The sequence below is a fragment of the Microbacterium sp. M genome (genome assembly GCF_045181065.1).
Taxonomy (GTDB): Bacteria; Actinomycetota; Actinomycetes; order Actinomycetales; family Microbacteriaceae; genus Microbacterium.
The window spans coordinates 3,059,296-3,078,120 of record NZ_CP173721.1; the positions used below are offsets into that span (position 1 = coordinate 3,059,296).

The window sequence follows — 18,825 nt, forward strand, 5'->3', positions numbered from 1 at the left end:
CTACTTCTGTTTATTTGCTAAACCGTGTGTTATGGTCATACACAGTTGTTTCGGATGTACACAGTTTACGCAATCCACAGAAAGGAATCACGCTCATGACCACTGCCGCGATCACGATCGAAGGCCTGCACAAGCGGTTCGGCGATCACGTCGTCCTCGACGGGATCGACCTCACGGTCGCCCGTGGAGAAGTGTTCGCCCTGCTCGGGCCGAACGGCGCCGGCAAGACGACGGCGATCAACATCCTCACGACGCTCACCAGGCCGGATGCCGGCACGGTCTCGGTCGGCGGGTACGACGTCCGCTCCGACCCGATCGCGGTCCAGCAGCGGATCAGTCTCACCGGCCAGTCCGCCGCCGTCGACGACGCCCTCACAGCCACCGAGAACGTCGTGATGTTCGGCCGGCTCTCCGGTCTCGGGCGCGCGGCAGCTCGACGCAGAGCCGCAGAGCTGCTCGACCGCTTCGGCCTGAGCGATGCCGCCTCACGCGCGGTTCGGACCTATTCCGGTGGCATGCGCCGTCGCCTGGATCTGGCTCTGAGCTTCGTGATCACGCCGGAGATCCTCTTCCTCGATGAGCCGACGACGGGGCTCGACACGCGCAGCCGTCGCGATCTGTGGGACATCATCCGGTCGATGGCGGATGCCGGGACGACCGTCTTCCTCACGACGCAGTACCTCGAGGAAGCCGACCAGTTGGCAGACCGGATCGCCGTCCTGCACGACGGACGCATCGCGGCGCTCGGCACCGCCGACCAGCTGAAGTCGCGCATCGGCGGCGACACGGTCGAGGTGCACGACGCGCACGGCGAGCTGCTCCTCGAGATCGCGACCGACGGGTCGCTGCCCGGCCTGCGCCGTGCTCTCGATCAGCTCGACGAGCAAGGAGCCGAGGGCACCGTGACCCTGCGCCGCCCCACGCTCGACGATGTCTTCCTGGCCCTCACCGGCACCACCCGCTCGAGCGCCGACGCCCGCGTCGGTGCCGCATCCATGAAGGAGTCCGCATGACCAGCCTGACCGCCGCGCCAGCGGCCCCCGCCCTCCCCGCCCTGCGTCCGCGTCTGCGCGGAGCGACCGCCGAGATGATCTTCGTCGGCCGCAGCATGCGCCACTCGCTGCGCGACGGGGAATCGCTCCTGATGGCGATCATGCTGCCCGTGATGCTGATGCTGATGTTCACGTGGGTGTTCGGCGGCGCCATCGACCCGTCCGGCGCGTATGTCGACTACGTCGTGCCAGGCATCATCCTGACGTGCGCCGGGTTCGGCGCCTCCTCGACGGCCGTGTACGTCGCGAACGACATGCGCACCGGCATCATCGACCGGTTCCGCACCATGCCGCTGCGCGCCGGGGCCGTCCTCACGGGTCATGTCGTGGCGAGCCTGATCCGCAACCTCATCGCGACATCGATCGTGATCGGCGTCGGCGTCCTCGTCGGCTTCCGCCCGACGGCCGATCTCGGCGAGTGGATCGCCACCGGGGCGCTCATCGCCCTGTACATCCTCGCGATCACCTACCTGTTCGCCGCGATCGGTCTTGCCGCCGGGTCCCCGGAGGGCGCGAACGGCTACGGCTTCATCCTGCTGTTCCTTCCGTATCTGTCGAGCGCCTTCGTCCCGGTCGCGAGCATGCCCGAGTGGCTGCAGCCGATCGCCGAGTACCAGCCGATCACCCCGATCGTCGAGACGATCAGAGCACTGCTGATGGGTACCCCGGTCGACAACGAACCGGTGCAGGCGATCATCTGGTGCGTGGTGATCCTCGCGGTCGCCACCACCTGGGGCGCCTGGCTGTTCCGCCGGAAGGCCGGACGCCGCTGACCGCGGCATCCCGATCCGAACCCGTCCGGCGCCGCGTGCGTCGGGCGGGTTCGCCGCGTCAGCCGCCGAGCCGCTTGAGCGCGCTCTGCACGACGTGCTTGGCGGACGCTGCGGCGCGCCCGACCGCCTCGGCCGCGTGCGCCGCGCCGTCCGGGAGCGGGACGAGATCCAGGTCGGTGCGCTCGTCGAACGCGTCGACCAGGAACGGCATGAGCCAATCGTCGATGACCTCGAGCGGCTCGATCGCCAGGCTGTAGTAGCGGCGCTGGCCGTCCTCCCGCACCGTGACGAGATCCGACTCCCGGAGCACTTTGAGGTGCTTGGACACGGTCGGCTGGCTGATGCCGAGCTCGCTGACGATCTGGGTCACGCTGGTGCCGGCATCCCCATCGGTCGACCGCCGGAGCAGGAGCTGGAGGATGTCTCGCCTCGTGCCGTCCGCGATCACGTCGAAGATGTCGGTCATGTGATCAGGGTAGTCGTCCCACGGGCGGAGTACCATGACGAAGGCTCCTCCGCGGGGCGAATCCGTGGTCGAACAGGAAGGGAACGATGTCGGGCATCCGGTCTGTCGTCTCTCCCCGACGTGGGCTCGATCGCGCTCTGCAGTTCGTGAAGCACGTGATCACCTCGTCGCCGTCGCGGTTCGCGATCGTCATCTTCGCGGCGCTGGTCCTGGTCTTCACGGCACTGCTCTCCCTGCCGATCGCATCGGCGGCCGGCACCATCACCCCGCTCGCGGACGCGCTGTTCACCGCTGTGTCCACGATCTGCGTGACGGGCCTTGCCACTGTCGATATGGCGACGCACTGGTCGGGTTTCGGGCATGTCGTCATCTTCATCGGCGTCAACATCGGCGGTATGGGCGTGCTGACGCTCGCCTCGCTCATGGGCATGGTGATCTCCAAGCGCCTCGGTCTGCGCGCCAAGCTCATCGCCGCCGGCGACACGAACCCGCTGCGAGCGCACGGCGGCCCGGTCAACGAGGGGCAGACCGTCCGCCTCGGTGAAGTCGGACAGCTGCTGACGACCGTGGCGCTGTCGACTCTCCTCATCGAGGGCGTGGTCGCGGTCCTCCTCTACCCAGGGCTCGTGATGGCCGGCATCGACCCGCTCGTGGCCCTCTGGGAAGCGCCGTACTACGCGGCGATGTCGTTCACGAACACCGGCTTCAGTCCCAACGTCGGCGGCGTCGGCGTCTTCGCCGACGACTACTTCGTCCTGAGCGTGCTGATGGTCAGCGTGTTCCTCGGCAGCATCGGCTTCCCGGTGATCTACACGCTCGCCAAGCACTACTGGCACATCGGCCGCTGGTCGCTGCACGCCAAGCTGACGCTCATCACGACCGTCATCCTGTTCTTCGCCGGTGCAGTCGTCTTCCTGATCCTGGAGTACGACAACCCGGGGACCTTCGGATCCATGGATGCCGTGGACACCACGTTCCAGGCGTTCTTCCTGTCCGCCATGACCCGCTCCGGCGGGTTCAGCGTGGTCGACATCAGCGAACTCAACGGATCATCGCTCGTCGCCGGATCCATGCTCATGTTCGTCGGCGGCGGCTCGGCATCCACGGCCGGCGGCATCAAGGTGACCACCCTGGCCGTCCTGGCCATCGCCGTGTGGTCCGAGGCCAAGGGCCGCCAGTCGGTCGAGGTCTTCGGCCGCCGCATCCCCAGCGATGTGCAGCGCGTCGCGCTGTCGGTCGTCGCCTGGGGAGCGACGATCGTCGCCCTGTCGACGATCGTGATCGCGCAGATCACCAAGGCGGACATCAGCCACGTCCTGTTCGACGTCATCTCCGCCTTCGGCACGGTCGGACTGTCGACCGGGCTCACCGGAGAGCTCCCTGATTCGGCGTCCTACGTGATGGCTGCGACGATCTTCATGGGACGCGTTGGTACAGTGACACTCGCCGCGGCGGTCGCCGCGACGTCGCGAACGCAGCTCTACTCGCTGCCGGTGGAAAGGCCGATCGTTGGTTGACGTCATCCGGGGCGATGCCCCCGTTCTCGTGATCGGACTCGGTCGCTTCGGTGCCGCGTGCGCCGGCGAACTGGATCGGCTGGACCGCGAAGTGCTCGCGATCGACGACAGCCTCGAACTCGTGCAGAAGTGGTCCGATCGGGTCACGCACACCGTCCAGGCCGATGCCCGCAACATCGACGCACTGCGTCAGATCGGTGCGCAGGACTTCCAGGTCGCTGTCGTCGCCGTCGGCTCGCTCATCGAGGCATCCGTCCTCATCACGGCCAACCTCGTCGACCTGAAGGTGCCGCAGATCTGGGCCAAAGCCGTTTCGCAGTCGCACGGCAAGATCCTCGCGCGCGTCGGTGCGAACCACGTCATCTACCCCGAACGGGAAGCGGGCGAGCGCGTCGCGCACCTCGTGAGCGGTCGGATGCTGGACTTCATCCGCTTCGACGACGACTTCGTGCTGGCGAAGATGTACCCGCCGAAGTTCATCCGCGGCGTCGGCCTCAATCAGTCGGGCGTGCGCACGAAGTACAACGTCACCGTGGTCGGCGTGAAGAGCCCAGGCAAGCCGTTCCGCTACGCCGAGGCGGACACCGTCGTCACGAACCACGACCTCATCATCGTGTCGGGGACGAACGTCGACATCGAGCGATTCGCCAGCCTGGATCGCTGAGGTCCCTCAGGCGTCGATGTCGAGCGTGATCTCGATCTCGTCGTCGACCGCGAGGGATTCGGCATCCTGCAGCGCTTTCTTGATCGGCACGATGTAGCCGCCGTCCTTCGGCCAGAGCGACGTCGTCACAGTCGTCCCGCCGACCGTCACCCGCACTGGGATCATGCCCCAGCCGTAGGTGACGATGCCGGACACGTCGTGGATCATCTCGCTCTCGGCCGCGGGCACGGTGACGAAGTGGAACGGCGCTGGACCGCGCCAGTACCAGACCTGCCCGGCGAAACGCAGCTCCATGTCACGCGCCCGCCGCGAGCTCCCGAGCCCGAGCGAGCGCGGCATCCGTCGCCTCGGCGAACACCGCGTCCAGGTGCGCGTCCTGCAGCACGGCGATGGCGCGCTCGGTCGTTCCCTTCGGGCTCGTCACCCGGCGTCGCAGTTCGGCGGGATCCTCGCCGGAGGCGTCCAGGAGAGCTGTGGCGCCGATGAACGTCTGCTCGGCCATGAGGCGCGCGTCGGCCTCGTTGAAGCCCTTGCCGACAGCGGCCTTCGTGAGCTCCTCGATCAGCAGGAAGACGTAGGCGGGCCCGGAGCCGGAGATCGTCGAGAGGGCGTCGATCTGGTCTTCCGGCACCTCGATCACGGCGCCGACGAGCTCGAACAGGCGCCGGACGACGGCGACGTCCTCGGCGCTCGCGGCCGTGCCGGCAGCGAGTCCGGTGACGGCCTTGCCGACGGTCGCAGGAGTATTGGGCATCGAGCGGATCACACGAACGTCGCCGCCGAGATGCGTGGCGAATGTGTCCAGCGTGACACCCGCGGCGAGGCTGACCACGATCGCGTCGGACCGCAGCACCGGAGCGATCTCGCGGAGGAGATCGGGCACCATCGCCGGCTTCACGCCGACGAGGATGATCCGTGCGGATGCCGCGGCATCCGTGTTCCCGTCCGGCTGCGCGTCGAGAGCGATCGCCGTGACGCCGGCGAGGTCCGCGAGGGCTGCGGCCTTCTCGGCGGTGCGATTCGTGGCGACGATGCCGCCGTCGACCGGGATGCCGGAGGCGACCACTCCGTGCAGGATGGCACCGCCCATCGAACCCGCACCGAGGAACGCCAGGGAAGGAAGGGAATCAGCCATACCGTCATCCTAAAGCGGGTCCCGGACGCCCCGACGGGTCTCCTGCGTCAGCTGGTTGCCGGAACTAGACTCGTGCCATGAGTGCATCCGGCGGCGGCAAGGCCATTCTCGCGGCGTTCCTGGCGAACATGGGCATCGCTCTGGCGAAGTTCGTCGCATGGGCGCTTTCGGGCTCGGCCTCCATGCTCGCCGAGGCCATCCACTCCGTCGCCGATTCCGGCAACCAGCTGCTGCTCATGCTCGGCGGACGCAAGGCGAAGCGGGTCGCCGACCGCGAGCACCCGTTCGGCTACGGCCGCGAGCGCTACGTCTACGCGTTCGTCGTCTCGATCATCCTGTTCTCCGTCGGCGGCGTGTTCGCGATCTACGAGGGAATCGACAAGCTCACGCATCCGCACGCGCTCGATCCGACATGGTGGTGGCTGCCGCTCGTCGTGCTGGTGGTCGCGATCGGACTGGAGTCCTTCTCGCTGCGCACCGCGGTGCGCGAGAGCAATCTCGTGCGCGAGAAGGGGCAGTCGTGGGTGTCGTTCGTCCGCCGAGCCAAGGCACCCGAGCTCCCCGTCGTCCTGCTCGAGGACGTCGGAGCACTGACCGGCCTCACCTTCGCCCTGCTCGGTGTCGGGCTCACGGTCATCACGGGCAACCCGCTGTTCGACGCGCTCGGCACCCTCATGATCGGAACGCTGCTGGTCGTGATCGCGATCGTCCTCGGCGTGGAGACGAAGAGCCTGCTCGTCGGCGAGGGCGCGAACCAGGGCGACCACGACCGGATCGTCGACGCGATCGTGTCAGGGCCGGAGGTCGAGAAGCTCATCCACCTCAAGACCCTGTACCTGGGCCCCGATGAACTGCTCGTCGCTGCGAAGATCGCGCTGTCGGGGGACAAGACCGTGCGCGAGGCCGCCGACGACATCAACGACATCGAGAAGCGGATCCGGGATGCCGTGCCGGTCGCCCGCGCGATCTACATCGAGCCGGACATCTACCGTCCGTCACTCGACCCCGAGCCGTCGACGGACGTGTTCGTCCTGAAGTCCGCCGACTGACCGGTCAGGCCGTCCGGTCGGCCGTCCGTGTCCGGGTTCGTGCGGGTCGCGGTCCTGCGGACCCGCATCGCCCCGGACATGCAGCGAACGATGTCCGGGTTCATGAGGGCACTCGCTCCGGACACCCGCATCCACCCGGACACTCAGGAGCTCGCGCCGGGGTGAGCAGCGACCCTGCCTCGGTCGAGGTGCTCGCGCTGCTGCGCAAGCCGGTCAGCGGCGGGCTTCGAAGAAGTCGCGCAGCAGGGCGGAGGCGACGTCCTCGTGGAGCCCGCCGACGACTTCCGCTCGGTAGGGCAGCCGTCGGTCGCGCAGCAGGTCGTACATGGAGCCGGCCGCGCCGGCCTTCTCGTCCCACGCGCCGAACACGACGCGCCCGACGCGCGCCTGCAGGATCGCCCCCGCGCACATCGCACACGGCTCGAGGGTCACGACCAGGGTGTGGCCCTCGAGGTTCCATGAACCGAGGGATGCCGCGGCCCCGCGCAGCGCGACGATCTCGGCGTGCCCGGTGGGGTCGTGGGTCTCCTCGCGGGTGTTGCGCCCCTCGGCGACGATGCGGCCGGACGGGTCGAGGACGACCGCGCCGACGGGCACGTCGTCGGTCGCCGCGGCATCCCGGGCGAGCTCGAGGGCACGCAGCATCCCCTGTTCGTCGGATCCGGTCATACGTCGACTCTATTGCGGCCTCCGCGGGCATTACCCTTGATCCATGCGTGTTCACGTCGCCGACCACCCCCTCGTCACCCACAAGCTCTCGGTGCTGCGCGACCAGCGCACCCCGTCGCCGGTCTTCCGCCAGCTCACCGAGGAACTCGTGACGCTGCTCGCGTACGAGGCGACGCGGAACGTGCGGGTCTCCCCCATCGAGATCACGACCCCCGTGACGACGACGATGGGCGTGAAGATCTCCGAGCCGCGACCGATCGTGGTGCCGATCCTCCGCGCGGGTCTCGGGATGCTGGAAGGCATGGTCAAACTGCTGCCGACCGCCGAGGTCGGATTCCTCGGCATGGTCCGCGACGAGGAGACGTTCGAGCCGACGACCTACGCCGAGCGGCTCCCCGAGGACCTCAGCGATCGCCAGTGCTTCGCGATCGACCCGATGCTCGCGACCGGCGGGTCGCTGGCCGTCGCCATCCAGTTCCTGTTCGATCGCGGCGCCAAGGACGTCACCGCGATCTGCCTGCTCGGCACTCCGGAGGGCGTCGCGGCGATCGAGAAGCTCGTCGGGGACCGCGATGTGACGCTCGTGCTGGGTGCGCTGGACGAAGGGCTCAACGAGAAGGGCTACATCGTTCCTGGTCTCGGCGACGCGGGCGACCGGCTCTACGGCACGGTCTGACCGGGCCTGGCGCGGCGCCTGCTGTCAGGGTGCGTCGACCAGCCGCGCGAACGCGCTGAGGCGAGCGACGCCCTCGACCGTCCACGGCAGATCATCGAGCAGCGCCGGTGAATGAACGAGGTAGGCGACGCTCTTCGCACGGGAGATCGCGACGTTCAGCCTGTTCTGCAGCAGCAGGAACTCCGGTCCGCGCGGGGCGTCCCTTCCGCTGGATGCCGCGAGCGACGTGATCGAGACGACCGCTTCCTTGCCCTGGAAGTTGTCGACCGTGCCGACCGGGATCCGGTCGAAGCCGGCATCCGTCAGGACCTGGTGGATCAGCTGCTTCTGCGCGTTGTACGGCGCGACGACGATGATGTCCTCCTCACGGAGGGAACACGGCGGCGCACCCGTCATCCCGTCGGAGTAGGTCCGGCCGAGCAGGTCGCGCACGATCCGCAGCACCTCGATCGCTTCTTCGGGCGACTGCGTCGCGTTGCCGCGGTGACGGACGGGAACGACATGCAGGCCGGGCTCGACGCCGTCGACCGTGCGCAGTTCGGTGCCCGGTGCTGAAGCCAGCCGGCCCGCATACGCCAGCCGCGAGACGGGCTCGGCGACGGCGGGATGCATCCGCCACGATGTGGCGAGGAAGTAGCCGTGCGCCGGATCCAGAACCTGCTGCCCGGCCATCACCCACCCGAGCGCCGAGGTGTCGACCGGCTCGGGATGCGTGCCCTGGCTCACCTGCGGCAGCTGCTGCGGATCGCCCAGCAGGAGCAGGTTCTTCGCCCCGGCGGCCACCGCGACGGTGGATGCGAGCGAGAACTGCCCGGCCTCGTCGATCACGAGCAGATCGAGACCGTCGCGGTCGACGCGGCGCGTGTTGCTGAAGTCCCAGGCGGTGCCGCCGACGACGAACCCCTCCGGGTGCTCGCCGATGAACGAGGCCATGCCGTCCTTCGGGATGACGGTGAACGGCGGCTCGAGACCGGCATCCTTCGGGTGCTTGGCGACCTGCCCCGCGGGGACGCCGTCCTCGATGACCCGCCCGAGCAGCGTTTCGACGATCGCGTGCGACTGCGCGACGACACCGACCCTGAAACCGTGGTCACGCACCAGACGTGAGATCACCTGCGATCCGGTGAAGGTCTTCCCCGTGCCAGGTGGACCCTGGACGGCGATGTAGCTGCGATCCAGATCCAGGATTCCCCGCACGATCGCGTCGATCGTTTCGCCGTCCGCCTGCGGCAGCGCGGACCCTGACCTCGTGCGGGGCACGACTCTGCGCAGGATGTCGGTCGCTGCATCGCGCGGGAACTCGGGCGCGGCGAGGTGCACGGCCTGCGCCCATTCCTCGATCGCCTTCTGCTGCGATGCCACATTCGGTGGCGATGCCGGCGTGAGAGCGATCGGCAGATCGTGCCACGTCTCCCCCTGGATGGCGCGCTCGCGCACGGTGTAGCCGTCGTCCAGGACCTCGACGATCTCGACCTCGTGCGGGGCGTGGATGACCCGGGTCAGGTTGTCGGCGAAGAAGGGCGCCGGAGTCTCGTACAGCGCGAACGGACGCCCGCCGACGCCGAGAGTGCTCCCCGGTGCCACCTCGCCGCGCAGCTCGACGAGCCGCGTCAGCGTGCGGGTGCCCTCGCCGACGGCCCAGTCCTCGACGGTGCTGCTGCGGCCGGCGTCGATGCGCAGCACGTCGCGCGTCTGCTCCCACACCGAGACGGGTTCACGCAGTCGCTGGAAGTGCCCCTGCCAGAAGCTCTTCGCCTCACGCGGGTAGTAGTCGATCGCGGCGGCCGCGACCCGATGCACTTCGCCGTCCCCTCCGCCGCGCACGGCCGCCTCGCCATCGGCGAGCAGGGCGAGCGAGAGCGGCGAGGGTTCGTATGCGCGCGCCTGAATGTCGTCCGGCGGCGCGGGGAGCACGCCCTCCTGCTTCGCGAGTCCGATCAGCCAGTCGCGCAGTCGACGTGTCGACACGCAGTCGTAGCGGTTGTAATCCGCCAGGTCGGCGAGGATGCCGTCGGCCTCGGCGTCGTTCCCGGCCTCGCGCAGCTCACGTGCCTGGACGTACTGGACGATCGAATCGTCGCCCTTCTGCACATCGCTGGTGCGCACCTCGTCGCCCATGTACAGCGGCTCGAGCTTCTTGATCGAGTACGACCGCGAGCCGACCCGCACCGATCGCAGCACCAGCGGGTACAGGTCGACGAACACGCCCTCGCGCAGCAGTCGATCGACGTCGGCTTCGCCCACTCCGTGCCTGGCCGCCATCGCCGACAGGTGCGACGTCTCGTACGGTGCGTAGTGGTAGATGTGCATGTCGGGGTGCGCCTGCCGGCGCAGCTTCACGAATGCGAGGAAGTCGAGCAGCGCCTGCTTCTCGTCGGCGAACGTGTGCGCCCACAGCGCGGTGTACTGCTCGGCGTTGTCGATCCAGCCGAAGAGGTAGTCGATGCCCCAGTCGGGCCTCCCACCGCGATCGGCGTCGATGACCTCTTCGGTGTACAGCGGATCGCCCTCGAAGTCGAAGAAGATGTCACCGTGGCTGGGCCGCGGCATCAGTCCGATCGCGTGGGCCGAGACGAGCTCGAACGGCGGTGCATCGGCGGCATCGGCCGGCCCACCGGCCTGCAGGCGGGCCTGCGCACGCAGCGCCGCGAACGTGTCGGCGTTCATGCCCTCAGGCGCGTCGGTCGCCGCCGCGAGATCGTCGATGGTCCGGATGCCGGCCGCACGGAGCTTCTGCCGCTGCACCGGGCGCATCCGAGCCACCATCAGCAGGTCGCGGTGCGCGATCACCTGTTCGTCGCACGTCGCGCACCGGCCGCAGGCCGTGAGCTGCAGGTCGCCGCGGTCGTCGCCCCAGGCCAGCGGCGAACCGGCGGCGCCGTCGGCGACCCTCCGGTCGGCGATGAGCGCGCGCAGTCGCGTCCTGCGGACCCGGAAAAGTGGAAGAAGGTCATCGACCGCGTGGGTGCTGAGCGTGCCGTCGCCGAGGATCAGATCGACCTCGTCGGATCGAGGGATGTCGAGCGCATCCAGTTGGTCGACATATGCCGCGAGCTGCATGAGCGCCGTGACGCGCGCCTTGCGGGCGAGCTTGGAATCCTGCACACGCCACCGCCCGTCGTCGTCGCGCAGCAGGAAGTCGGCGAATCCGACGAACTCGTCGGTGGAGAACGCGGCCTGGAAGAGGACCCTCGCCTCGGACCGCAGTGCGTCGTTCGTCTCGGCGACGACGGCCGCGAGCGAGGCCGCATCACGGGAGGAGACCTTGGACACCTCGTGCACGGCTGCGCCGAAGCGGTCGCGATACGACTGGAGCACGTTCTGCTCGTGCACGTCGCCGAGCTCGGCGGCGCGTCGCAGAGTGGCGTCCTCGGGCTCTTCGACGGCAGAGACACGACCGAGCTTCGCGTCGATCGCGCGGCACCAGGCGAACTCGCACTCGGCGGCCAGCTTCAGGTCGCTGGCGCTCCAGATGACGCGCTGCGCCTCGGTGTCGATCCTCATGCTTCGAGACTAGTTCCGGGGTCGGACATGGCCTCGACCGGCGAACGAGGCGCCGTCAGCGAGCGGCGGGGCGCCACCAGGTGTCGGTCGGCGTCACCGGCAGCTGTCGCTTGTGCTCGGTGGCGAGGTACTTGCCCTCGATGCGAGCGGCCACCTCGGCATCCACTTCGATGCCCTCCAGATAGTCGTCGATCTGCGCGTAGGTCAGACCGAGCTCGTCCTCGTCGGCACGCCCAGGCTGACCGTCCAGAAGATCAGCGGTCGGCACCTTGAGCCACAGCCGGTCCGGAGCGCCGAGTTCGCGCAGCAGCTCCTTCCCCTGGCGTTTGGTGAGGCCCGACAGCGGTAGAAGGTCGGCGGCGCCGTCGCCGAACTTCGTGTAGAAGCCCGTGACCGCTTCGGCCGCGTGATCGGTGCCGATGACCAGCATCCGGTCGTGTCCGGCGAGTGCGTACTGGGTGACCATGCGGATGCGGGCCTTGATGTTGCCGCGGTTGAAGTCCGAGATATCGGCGCCCGCGGCGTGCTCGATGTCGCTCTCGACGCCGTCCACACCGCCTTGGATGTTCACCTCGATCACGCGATCCGCCGCGATGAACTGCAGCGCGGCGGCCGCGTCATCGGCATCGTGCTGCACCTTGTAGGGCAGCCGAACCGCGATGAACGACGCCCGTGCGCCCAGTGCGCGCGCCTTCTCGACGGCGAGCTGCACGAGTCGGCCCGCGAGCGTGGAGTCCTGCCCTCCCGAGATGCCGAGCACGTATCCGTGCGCACCGGTGGTCACGAGATAGTCGACGAGGAACTGCACCCGCCGCTCGATCTCCGCCTTCGGATCGATCTCGGGCTGCACGCCGAGGGCATCGGCGATCTGCTGCTGAAGCGACACGGAATCCTCCACTCTGTCTGCGTCCAGTATCCCGCGCCCGCATTACGACCGGATGACATCGCGCCGGAATACCCCGACGCGCGTCGGACTTGTCCTCAGAAGACGACGAAAGTGAGACCTCATGACCCTGATCGGCCGCAGCGACCTCGATGTGTTCCCCCTCGCCCTCGGCGGCAACGTGTTCGGCTGGACCGCCGACCGCGACGCCTCGTTCGCGATCCTCGACGCCTTCACCCAGGGCGGCGGCGACTTCATCGACACCGCCGACGGGTACAGCGCCTGGGTGCCAGGCAACGCGGGCGGCGAGAGCGAGACGATCATCGGCGAATGGCTGGCATCCCGCAAGCCGCGCGACATCGTCGTCGCGACGAAGGTCAGCACGCATCCGGAGTTCCGCGGCCTGTCGGCGAAGAACGTCCGCGCCGCGGCAGAGGCCTCGCTGAAGCGACTCGGCGTCGAGACGATCGACCTCTACTACGCGCACTTCGACGACGAATCGGTGCCGCTGGAGGAGACCGTCGCGGCCTTCGGCCAGCTCGTGACCGACGGCCTGGTCCGTTACACGGCCGTCTCGAACTACTCCGCCGACCGCATCACATCGTGGATGTCGATCGCCCAGGAGGCCGGGACGGCACTGCCTGTCGCGGTGCAGCCGCACTACAACCTCGTGCACCGCAACGACGTCGAGGAGAGCATCATCCCGCTCGCCGAGGATTTCGGACTCGGGCTGGTCCCGTACTACGCGCTCGCGAGCGGCTTCCTCACGGGGAAATACCGGTCCGAGGATGCTTCGGCAGTGGCATCAGCCCGTGCCGGCGGAGCGGCGAAGTACGCCACGGCGCACGGCCTGCGCATCATCGACGAACTGGAGCGCATCGGCACGGCGCACGGCGCGTCGATCGCGTCCGTCGCGCTCGCCTGGCTGCGGTCGCAGCCCACGGTCGTCGCCCCGATCGCCAGCGCGTCGCGCGTCGGACAGGTGGCGGATCTGCTGGCCAGTGCTCGGATTCAGCTGAGCGCAGAGGAGATCGCGTCTCTCAGCGCGGTGTCGGCCTGGTCGTACGCGAACTGAACGCGCGCGAGGGTCACGCGGGGGCGACGATCCGGCTCGGACCGGCATCGGTCTGCTCGACGCGCAGCTGAGCAGGGATCTGCTCCTGCATGGCTTCGACGTGACTGATCACGCCGACCGTGCGGCCACCGGCGCGCAGCTCGTCGAGCGTGCGCATCGCGACGTCGAGCGTGTCGGCATCCAGCGACCCGAACCCCTCGTCGATGAACAGCGTGTCGAGGGTGATCCCGCCGGCACGGGCGGTGACGACCTCGGCGAGCCCGAGGGCGAGCGCGAGGGATGAGAGGAACGTCTCACCGCCGGACAGCGACTGCGCGGGCCGCGTCTGGCCGGTGAAGGCGTCGAACACGACGATGCCGAGACCGGATGCGGCACCGCGCGCGGCGAGCGCGTCGGAGTGGCGCAGCTGATAGCGACCGGTCGACATGTCACCGAGGCGCCGATTCGCGGCATCCACGATCTCCTCGAGCTCGGCGGCGAGCACGAACGTCTCCAGGGTCATCCGGTGGGTGTTGCCCGCGCGGCCCGCGATCGCGTCGGCCAGGCCTTTCAGCACCTCGTGCTCCTTCGCCTGATCGGCGCTGCGCGCGTGCTCGTTCGCCGCCCTGTCGATCAGGTCGCTGAGACGCTCGGCGATGCCGGTGGCACGCGCCGCGGCGTCCACCTGGTCCTTCCATGCCGCACGCGCGGTCGTGGCTGCTTCTTCGACCGGCGCGAGATCGATCGGATCCTCGGGGAGCGCGCGCATCTCGAGCGGGAGGAGAATCGCCTTCTCCTTCTCGCGCTGGACGGCATGCTCGGTGATCCGCGCTTCGAGTCGATCCCGCTCGCTCGCGGAACGCAGGGCCGTCTCCACGGCATCCGGCCCATCGAAATCAGAGCGCTCGATCGCCGTATCGCGTTCGGTGCGGGTCTCCTCGACGGTGCCGGTGCGACGTGCGACCTCTGCGAGCGCCTCAGCCAGGTGCTGGGCTGCGGCGATGCCGGCGGCCGCGGCCTCGACCCGCTCGGCGACCGAGTCGAAGCCGCCGCGTGCGTCTGCGATGAGCGCATCGGCCTCGCGTTCGCGTTCCTCGAGAACCGCGAGCGCCTCCCTGGCCGAGGCGAGCGCCTGGGTGGATTCGGTTCGTTCGTGTTCCAGTCGGGCGGCGCGCTCGTCGAGCTCGGCGAGTCGTGCCTCGGCTTCGGCGACCCGACCGCCCGCTGCGGCGGCCTCTTCGTGCGCGGAGTTCGCCTCGGACAACTCGGTCTCGGCCTGCGCGACGCCGCGTCCCTCCGCCTGCGCGGTGGCCGTGGCGAGCTCGGCGCGCAGCGCCGTCACTCTCTCGGCGGCTTCGCGCTCGGCGTCTGCTGCGGCATCGCGCTGCTGCTGCGCGACGGCGACGTCGTCCGCGGACACCGGATCGATGTGCGCGGCCGGCGCCGGATGCGCGGTCGACCCGCACACCGCGCACGCCTCCCCCGGCACCAGCGCGCCGGCGAGTTCACCTGCCATCCCGTCGAGTCGACGCTGCAGAAGATCGGACAGCCGTGTCTGCGCCCGCGTGAGCGCCGAGTTGGCCGCGGCGAACTCGGCCTCTGCCGTCGCCAGAGTCGCGGTCAGTCGCTCGACCTCTGCGGCCGCGGTGCGACGGGCCACGGCGCGGTCACGATCGCGGGCGAGGTCGTCGATCCGGTCGGCGGCTCGACGCGCGGCATCGCGCTCGGTCGTCAGTTCGACGCGAAGCGCGGGCAGCGTCGCGCGCTCGCCCTCGTCTGCCTGGATCCGCGCGGATGCCGCGGCGACCTTCTCCCTGGCCTTCGCCAGCTCGGCGGCGCGCTGGGTCGCCCGTGCCTCGTGCGCGACGGCGTGCTGCCAGCTGCCGCGCTCCTCGGTTCGAGCGGCGGCCCACTCCTCCAGCGACGCCGCGGTGATCTCCGGCAGGGGGACCTCGAGCGATTTCCAGCGTTCGCGCGCTTCGGTCTCGCTCTCGGCGGCCGCGGCCAGTGCGCGCTGCGCTTTCACCGCGGCGGCGATGGCGGGCCGGAGCGTTTCCGCGCTGCGGGCGCGCTCGAGTTCGGCCCTGGCCGCCGAGATCTGCGGTTCCTCTTCGTCGAGAAGGTTCAGTGCGACGCGGGCGCGATCCCGCTCGCGCTGCGCCGCCTGATCCTCACGACGCGTCGCGAGCGCTGCATCCGCCGTCGTCGACAGCTGTTCGGCCTCGTCGCGATCCGCCTGCGCGCGTTCGGCCCGGTACTCCGCCCGCGCCAGCGCGCGCCGCAGCGCCTCCAGCCGCTCGTCCGTCGTGACGGCGTGAGCCTCGACCGGCACCGGCGCATCGTCGTCGGCGTCCTCGGCATCCGAAGGCGCCCCCGAGAGCCCCGCGGCCTCGACGACCGACTCGGCCTCTTCGATGCGCGTCGTGACGGTCATGAGGCGCGCACTCAGCTGATCGTCCGAGGCCTTCCGGCGCTCCTCGAAACGGGTCTGGATGTCCTCGAAGCGCTCGGTGCCGAACAGACGGCGCAGCAGCGCCTGTCGCTCTTTGCTGTCCGCGAGCAGGAAACGCGCGAACCGGTTCTGCGCCAGCAGGATCACCTGGAGGAACTGGGACTGACTCAGCTGCAGGATCGCATCCAGCTCGTTGGCCACGTCGACCGCTCGTGCCGCGCGTCCGACCCACCCTTCGCCGCTCCACTCATCGAGAGCGACAGCGGCCGGCTGCTTGGTCATGCCTCCGCCGCGCTTGGCCGGCCTCGGATACTCGGGCGACCGCGTGACGCGGAAGCGTCCGGCGGTCGTGCTGAACTCTACGACGACCTCGCTGGGGTCGTCTGGGCCGCAATGATCGCTGCGCAGCCGCTTCTCCCCGCCGTCGTAGCGCGGCACCGATCCGTACAGCCCGAAGCAGACCGCGTCGAGGATGCTGGATTTGCCTGCTCCTGTTCGGCCGGCGATGAGGAAGATGCCGTCGGCCGCGAACGCATCGAAGTCGACCGTCTGCCGTTCGCGGAATGGACCGAACCCCTCGACCTCGAGGCGATGCAGGCGCACTAGACCAGTGCCTCTGCGGCCACCCGCTCGTCGAGCACCTCGCGGATCAGCTCGCGCTCACGCTCGGTCGGCCCGTGCCCCTCGCGGACGTGCTCGAGGAACGCCTCGATGCGATCGGTGTCCGTGACCGCCGACCGCAGGCGCGTCGCATACGACCGTTCGATGCGCTCGACCGTGTTCGCCGGTTCGTGCTGCACCATCGCGCAGAACGGGAACCGCTCCTTCAGCCGACGCATGGGCTCCGACTGCGGGAGCGCGTCGGTGTACACCGCGCACACCCAGTCCGCGGCGTGGGCCGCGACGTTGTCCGCCGCGAGGATGTCGTCCAGTGCGCCGGTGAGGGTGACGAGTCTGCGCGGCACGGGAAGCTCGAGCCATTCGACGGAGGCGAGTCCGTCCGCGTCGAGGTCGACGAGCCACGAGCCGCGCGGTTTGTCCTGCTCGCCGAAGCTGTAGTGCAGTGGAGCACCGGCATAGCGGACGCGATCGCTCACCCGCTGCCGGCCGTGGATGTGACCGAGGGCGACGTAGTCGGGACCGTCGAACACCGACAGCGGCACGACGTCGAGACCGCCCTGACGGACCTCGCGCTCGAGCCCTGCGGTCGCGTCGACCCCGGCGGCGAAGCAGTGCGCGATGGCGACGGAGCGACCGGAGTTCGCCGCCATGCCGCCGCGCACCAGTTCCATGGCGTGCGCCATCGTCTGAGCCTGCGTGCGGAGCACGGCATCCGGCCAGTGCTGCCGCACGATCGCGGGCTCGAGATACGGGATGCCGTAGAAATGGACCGGACCATCGGCATCCGAGATCGTGACGGGCTGCCCGATCGCGACGGGGTCGGTCATCACATGGATGCCGTCGCGCAGCAGCCGCGCCTGGAAACCGAGCCTGGCGGCCGAATCGTGGTTGCCGCTCGTGACGACGACCGCGGCACCGGCATCGTGCAGCGCCACCAGCGTGTCGCCCAGCAGCGTGTAGGCGGGGCCGGCCGGCGTGGCCGAGTCGAACACGTCGCCGGCGACGACGACGACGTCGACATCCTGCGCACGCACCTGCGCGACCAGCGCGGCGAGCACGTCGGCCAGTGCGTCCATGGTCGAGGTGCCATGGAACGTACGGCCGATATGCCAGTCGGAGGTGTGCAGGATGCGCATACTCACACGGTACGGAGGGCCTCGGACATCGCCCGAGAGGCGTGCCGCGTAGTGCGTGAGCGCCTGCGGAAGGTCCCCGTTCCCACCCTCGTCAGGACGATCGACACGCGGTGATGCGCCATGCGCTGTGCGCCTTGTCCTGTGCGGTGTGCGGGGCTGCGCGATGAAGGATCCGGGCTGCCCACCACCCGACAGGGCCGGAAATGCCCCTCCGGCAGGGGGTGTGTCCGCCTCGTCCGACTACCGACTTCCGCGTCATTCCTCCAGGTCGTTGGTCCAGTTGGCCTGCTGGATCCGATTGTCCAGCTCGCGCAGACGCCGCGCGACGTCATCCGCGGCCGCACGCAGCGGTGCGACCGGCAGCGCCGCGACCTGCCGCAGTTCGGAGCGCATCTGGCGCAGTCCGACCTGATTCGCCCCCGACGCGGCCGCCGCGGCATCCGTCAGAACGGAGTGCTGCAGCCGGAGCACGTCGCGGCTCGCGAGCGCGTCGGTCATGGTGCCGTCATCGCCGAGGTCGAGCCCGGCATTGGTCCTGTTGATGCGGGTGATCAGCTCACGCAACTGCTCGAAGGCCGCCTCGGCCTCGACCAGCAGTTCCGCCGGATCCTCCGCCGGCTCCTCACCCTCCTGATACCGCGCGCTTCCGGTGATCCGTGCGCGCAGCTGCTCGATGCGTCGCTGCAGATCAGCGCGGGCTGCCAGTGCCTCGGCGAGTCTCATGCCGCCATCCTTGCAGACCGTCGAGTCGGGATGCGACGTAACAAACCGTCACACGCTGAGAAATCTGCTACGCATCATCGGCGACGCAGCAGCCCCTGGTGCTCGGGGTGCGCTTCGAACCAATCCGATACGTACCAGCAGACAGCGTCCACCTTCCGATCGCCGCGCGAGGCGATGTCGGCGACAGCCCCCTCCACCACGCGTGCGGCGTGCCCCTGCCCCCGGAAAGTCGGGACTGTGAAGGCTCTCGTGAGGGCGATCGTCGCCCCGTCGTCCCGATAGTCCAGCACGCTGACGAGCTGCCCGTCATGCAGCAGCGCATAGCGCGACGCGTCTTTCTCATCGGTCAGGACGAAGCCGTCTGCAAGGGTCGATTCGGTCACAACCCCACGTTACGCCCGGCTTCCGACAGGGGCTCCGTTTTGACACGGGACGACACGATCCGACATAA

The 18,825-nt window shown here is 69.1% G+C and carries 17 protein-coding genes; 7 read left to right on the plus strand and 10 right to left on the minus strand.

Going from position 1 to position 18,825, the window contains the following annotated elements; translation table 11 throughout:
* Positions 1–95 precede the first annotated feature (95 nt).
* On the plus strand, positions 96–1,013 hold the full coding sequence (locus ACI7YT_RS15075) for an ATP-binding cassette domain-containing protein (RefSeq protein ID WP_406246552.1): 918 nt from the start codon (positions 96–98) through the stop codon (positions 1,011–1,013).
* Positions 1,010–1,825: an ABC transporter permease gene (locus ACI7YT_RS15080; RefSeq protein ID WP_406246553.1), complete on the plus strand. Its 816-nt coding sequence runs from the start codon at positions 1,010–1,012 to the stop codon at positions 1,823–1,825. Before ACI7YT_RS15075 ends, ACI7YT_RS15080 begins: the two co-directional genes overlap by 4 nt.
* 58 nt (positions 1,826–1,883) lie before the next feature.
* Here the strand turns inward: ACI7YT_RS15080 and ACI7YT_RS15085 are convergent, their stop codons facing one another.
* Complete coding sequence (locus ACI7YT_RS15085; protein ID WP_406246555.1) at positions 1,884–2,291, minus strand: ArsR/SmtB family transcription factor; 408 nt, start codon at positions 2,289–2,291, stop codon at positions 1,884–1,886.
* Between the two features lie 86 nt (positions 2,292–2,377).
* Here ACI7YT_RS15085 and ACI7YT_RS15090 point away from each other — a divergent pair, with 86 nt between their 5' ends.
* Positions 2,378–3,808, plus strand: a complete 1,431-nt coding sequence (locus tag ACI7YT_RS15090) for a TrkH family potassium uptake protein (protein WP_406246557.1) — start codon at positions 2,378–2,380, stop codon at positions 3,806–3,808.
* On the plus strand, positions 3,801–4,472 hold the full coding sequence (locus tag ACI7YT_RS15095) for a TrkA family potassium uptake protein (RefSeq protein WP_120227783.1): 672 nt from the start codon (positions 3,801–3,803) through the stop codon (positions 4,470–4,472). Before ACI7YT_RS15090 ends, ACI7YT_RS15095 begins: the two co-directional genes overlap by 8 nt.
* A gap of 6 nt (positions 4,473–4,478) precedes the next feature.
* Here the strand turns inward: ACI7YT_RS15095 and ACI7YT_RS15100 are convergent, their stop codons facing one another.
* Positions 4,479–4,766 carry a DUF1905 domain-containing protein gene (locus ACI7YT_RS15100; protein WP_406246559.1) on the minus strand — a complete coding sequence of 96 codons (288 nt, stop codon included), beginning with the start codon at positions 4,764–4,766 and terminating at the stop codon, positions 4,479–4,481.
* Between the two features lies 1 nt (position 4,767).
* On the minus strand, positions 4,768–5,607 hold the full coding sequence (gene proC / locus ACI7YT_RS15105; protein ID WP_406246561.1) for a pyrroline-5-carboxylate reductase: 840 nt from the start codon (positions 5,605–5,607) through the stop codon (positions 4,768–4,770).
* A gap of 77 nt (positions 5,608–5,684) precedes the next feature.
* Between proC and ACI7YT_RS15110 the strand changes: the two genes are divergently transcribed.
* Positions 5,685–6,656 (plus strand): cation diffusion facilitator family transporter, encoded by a 972-nt coding sequence (locus tag ACI7YT_RS15110; protein WP_406246563.1) that lies wholly within the window; start codon positions 5,685–5,687, stop codon positions 6,654–6,656.
* Positions 6,657–6,869: 213 nt separating this feature from the next.
* Here the strand turns inward: ACI7YT_RS15110 and ACI7YT_RS15115 are convergent, their stop codons facing one another.
* Complete coding sequence (locus tag ACI7YT_RS15115; protein ID WP_406246564.1) at positions 6,870–7,325, minus strand: nucleoside deaminase; 456 nt, start codon at positions 7,323–7,325, stop codon at positions 6,870–6,872.
* A 43-nt stretch (positions 7,326–7,368) separates the two neighbouring features.
* Here ACI7YT_RS15115 and upp point away from each other — a divergent pair, with 43 nt between their 5' ends.
* Positions 7,369–8,001 (plus strand): uracil phosphoribosyltransferase, encoded by a 633-nt coding sequence (upp, locus tag ACI7YT_RS15120; RefSeq protein ID WP_406246566.1) that lies wholly within the window; start codon positions 7,369–7,371, stop codon positions 7,999–8,001.
* A 24-nt stretch (positions 8,002–8,025) separates the two neighbouring features.
* On the opposite strand, the gene ACI7YT_RS15125 is transcribed toward upp, so the two are convergent.
* Both ACI7YT_RS15125 and nadE read right to left on the minus strand, forming a co-directional pair.
* A complete protein-coding gene (locus ACI7YT_RS15125) occupies positions 8,026–11,505 on the minus strand; it encodes a TM0106 family RecB-like putative nuclease (protein WP_406246568.1) in 3,480 nt (1,159 codons plus the stop codon).
* Between the two features lie 55 nt (positions 11,506–11,560).
* A complete protein-coding gene (nadE, locus tag ACI7YT_RS15130) occupies positions 11,561–12,391 on the minus strand; it encodes an ammonia-dependent NAD(+) synthetase (protein ID WP_406246570.1) in 831 nt (276 codons plus the stop codon).
* A gap of 121 nt (positions 12,392–12,512) precedes the next feature.
* Between nadE and ACI7YT_RS15135 the strand changes: the two genes are divergently transcribed.
* The gene (locus ACI7YT_RS15135; protein ID WP_406246572.1) at positions 12,513–13,463 is read left to right on the plus strand and encodes an aldo/keto reductase; all 951 of its coding nucleotides are present in this window, start codon (positions 12,513–12,515) and stop codon (positions 13,461–13,463) included.
* 13 nt (positions 13,464–13,476) lie between these two features.
* Here ACI7YT_RS15135 and ACI7YT_RS15140 read toward each other — a convergent pair whose 3' ends face one another.
* The 4 genes from ACI7YT_RS15140 to ACI7YT_RS15155 form a co-directional block, all read right to left on the minus strand.
* Complete coding sequence (locus ACI7YT_RS15140; protein WP_406246573.1) at positions 13,477–16,497, minus strand: AAA family ATPase; 3,021 nt, start codon at positions 16,495–16,497, stop codon at positions 13,477–13,479.
* Positions 16,497–17,651: an exonuclease SbcCD subunit D gene (locus tag ACI7YT_RS15145; RefSeq protein ID WP_406246575.1), complete on the minus strand. Its 1,155-nt coding sequence runs from the start codon at positions 17,649–17,651 to the stop codon at positions 16,497–16,499. Before ACI7YT_RS15145 ends, ACI7YT_RS15140 begins: the two co-directional genes overlap by 1 nt.
* A 255-nt stretch (positions 17,652–17,906) precedes the next feature.
* Complete coding sequence (locus tag ACI7YT_RS15150; RefSeq protein ID WP_406246577.1) at positions 17,907–18,374, minus strand: DIP1984 family protein; 468 nt, start codon at positions 18,372–18,374, stop codon at positions 17,907–17,909.
* A gap of 74 nt (positions 18,375–18,448) precedes the next feature.
* Positions 18,449–18,757: a GNAT family N-acetyltransferase gene (locus ACI7YT_RS15155; protein ID WP_406246578.1), complete on the minus strand. Its 309-nt coding sequence runs from the start codon at positions 18,755–18,757 to the stop codon at positions 18,449–18,451.
* Positions 18,758–18,825: the final 68 nt, after the last annotated feature.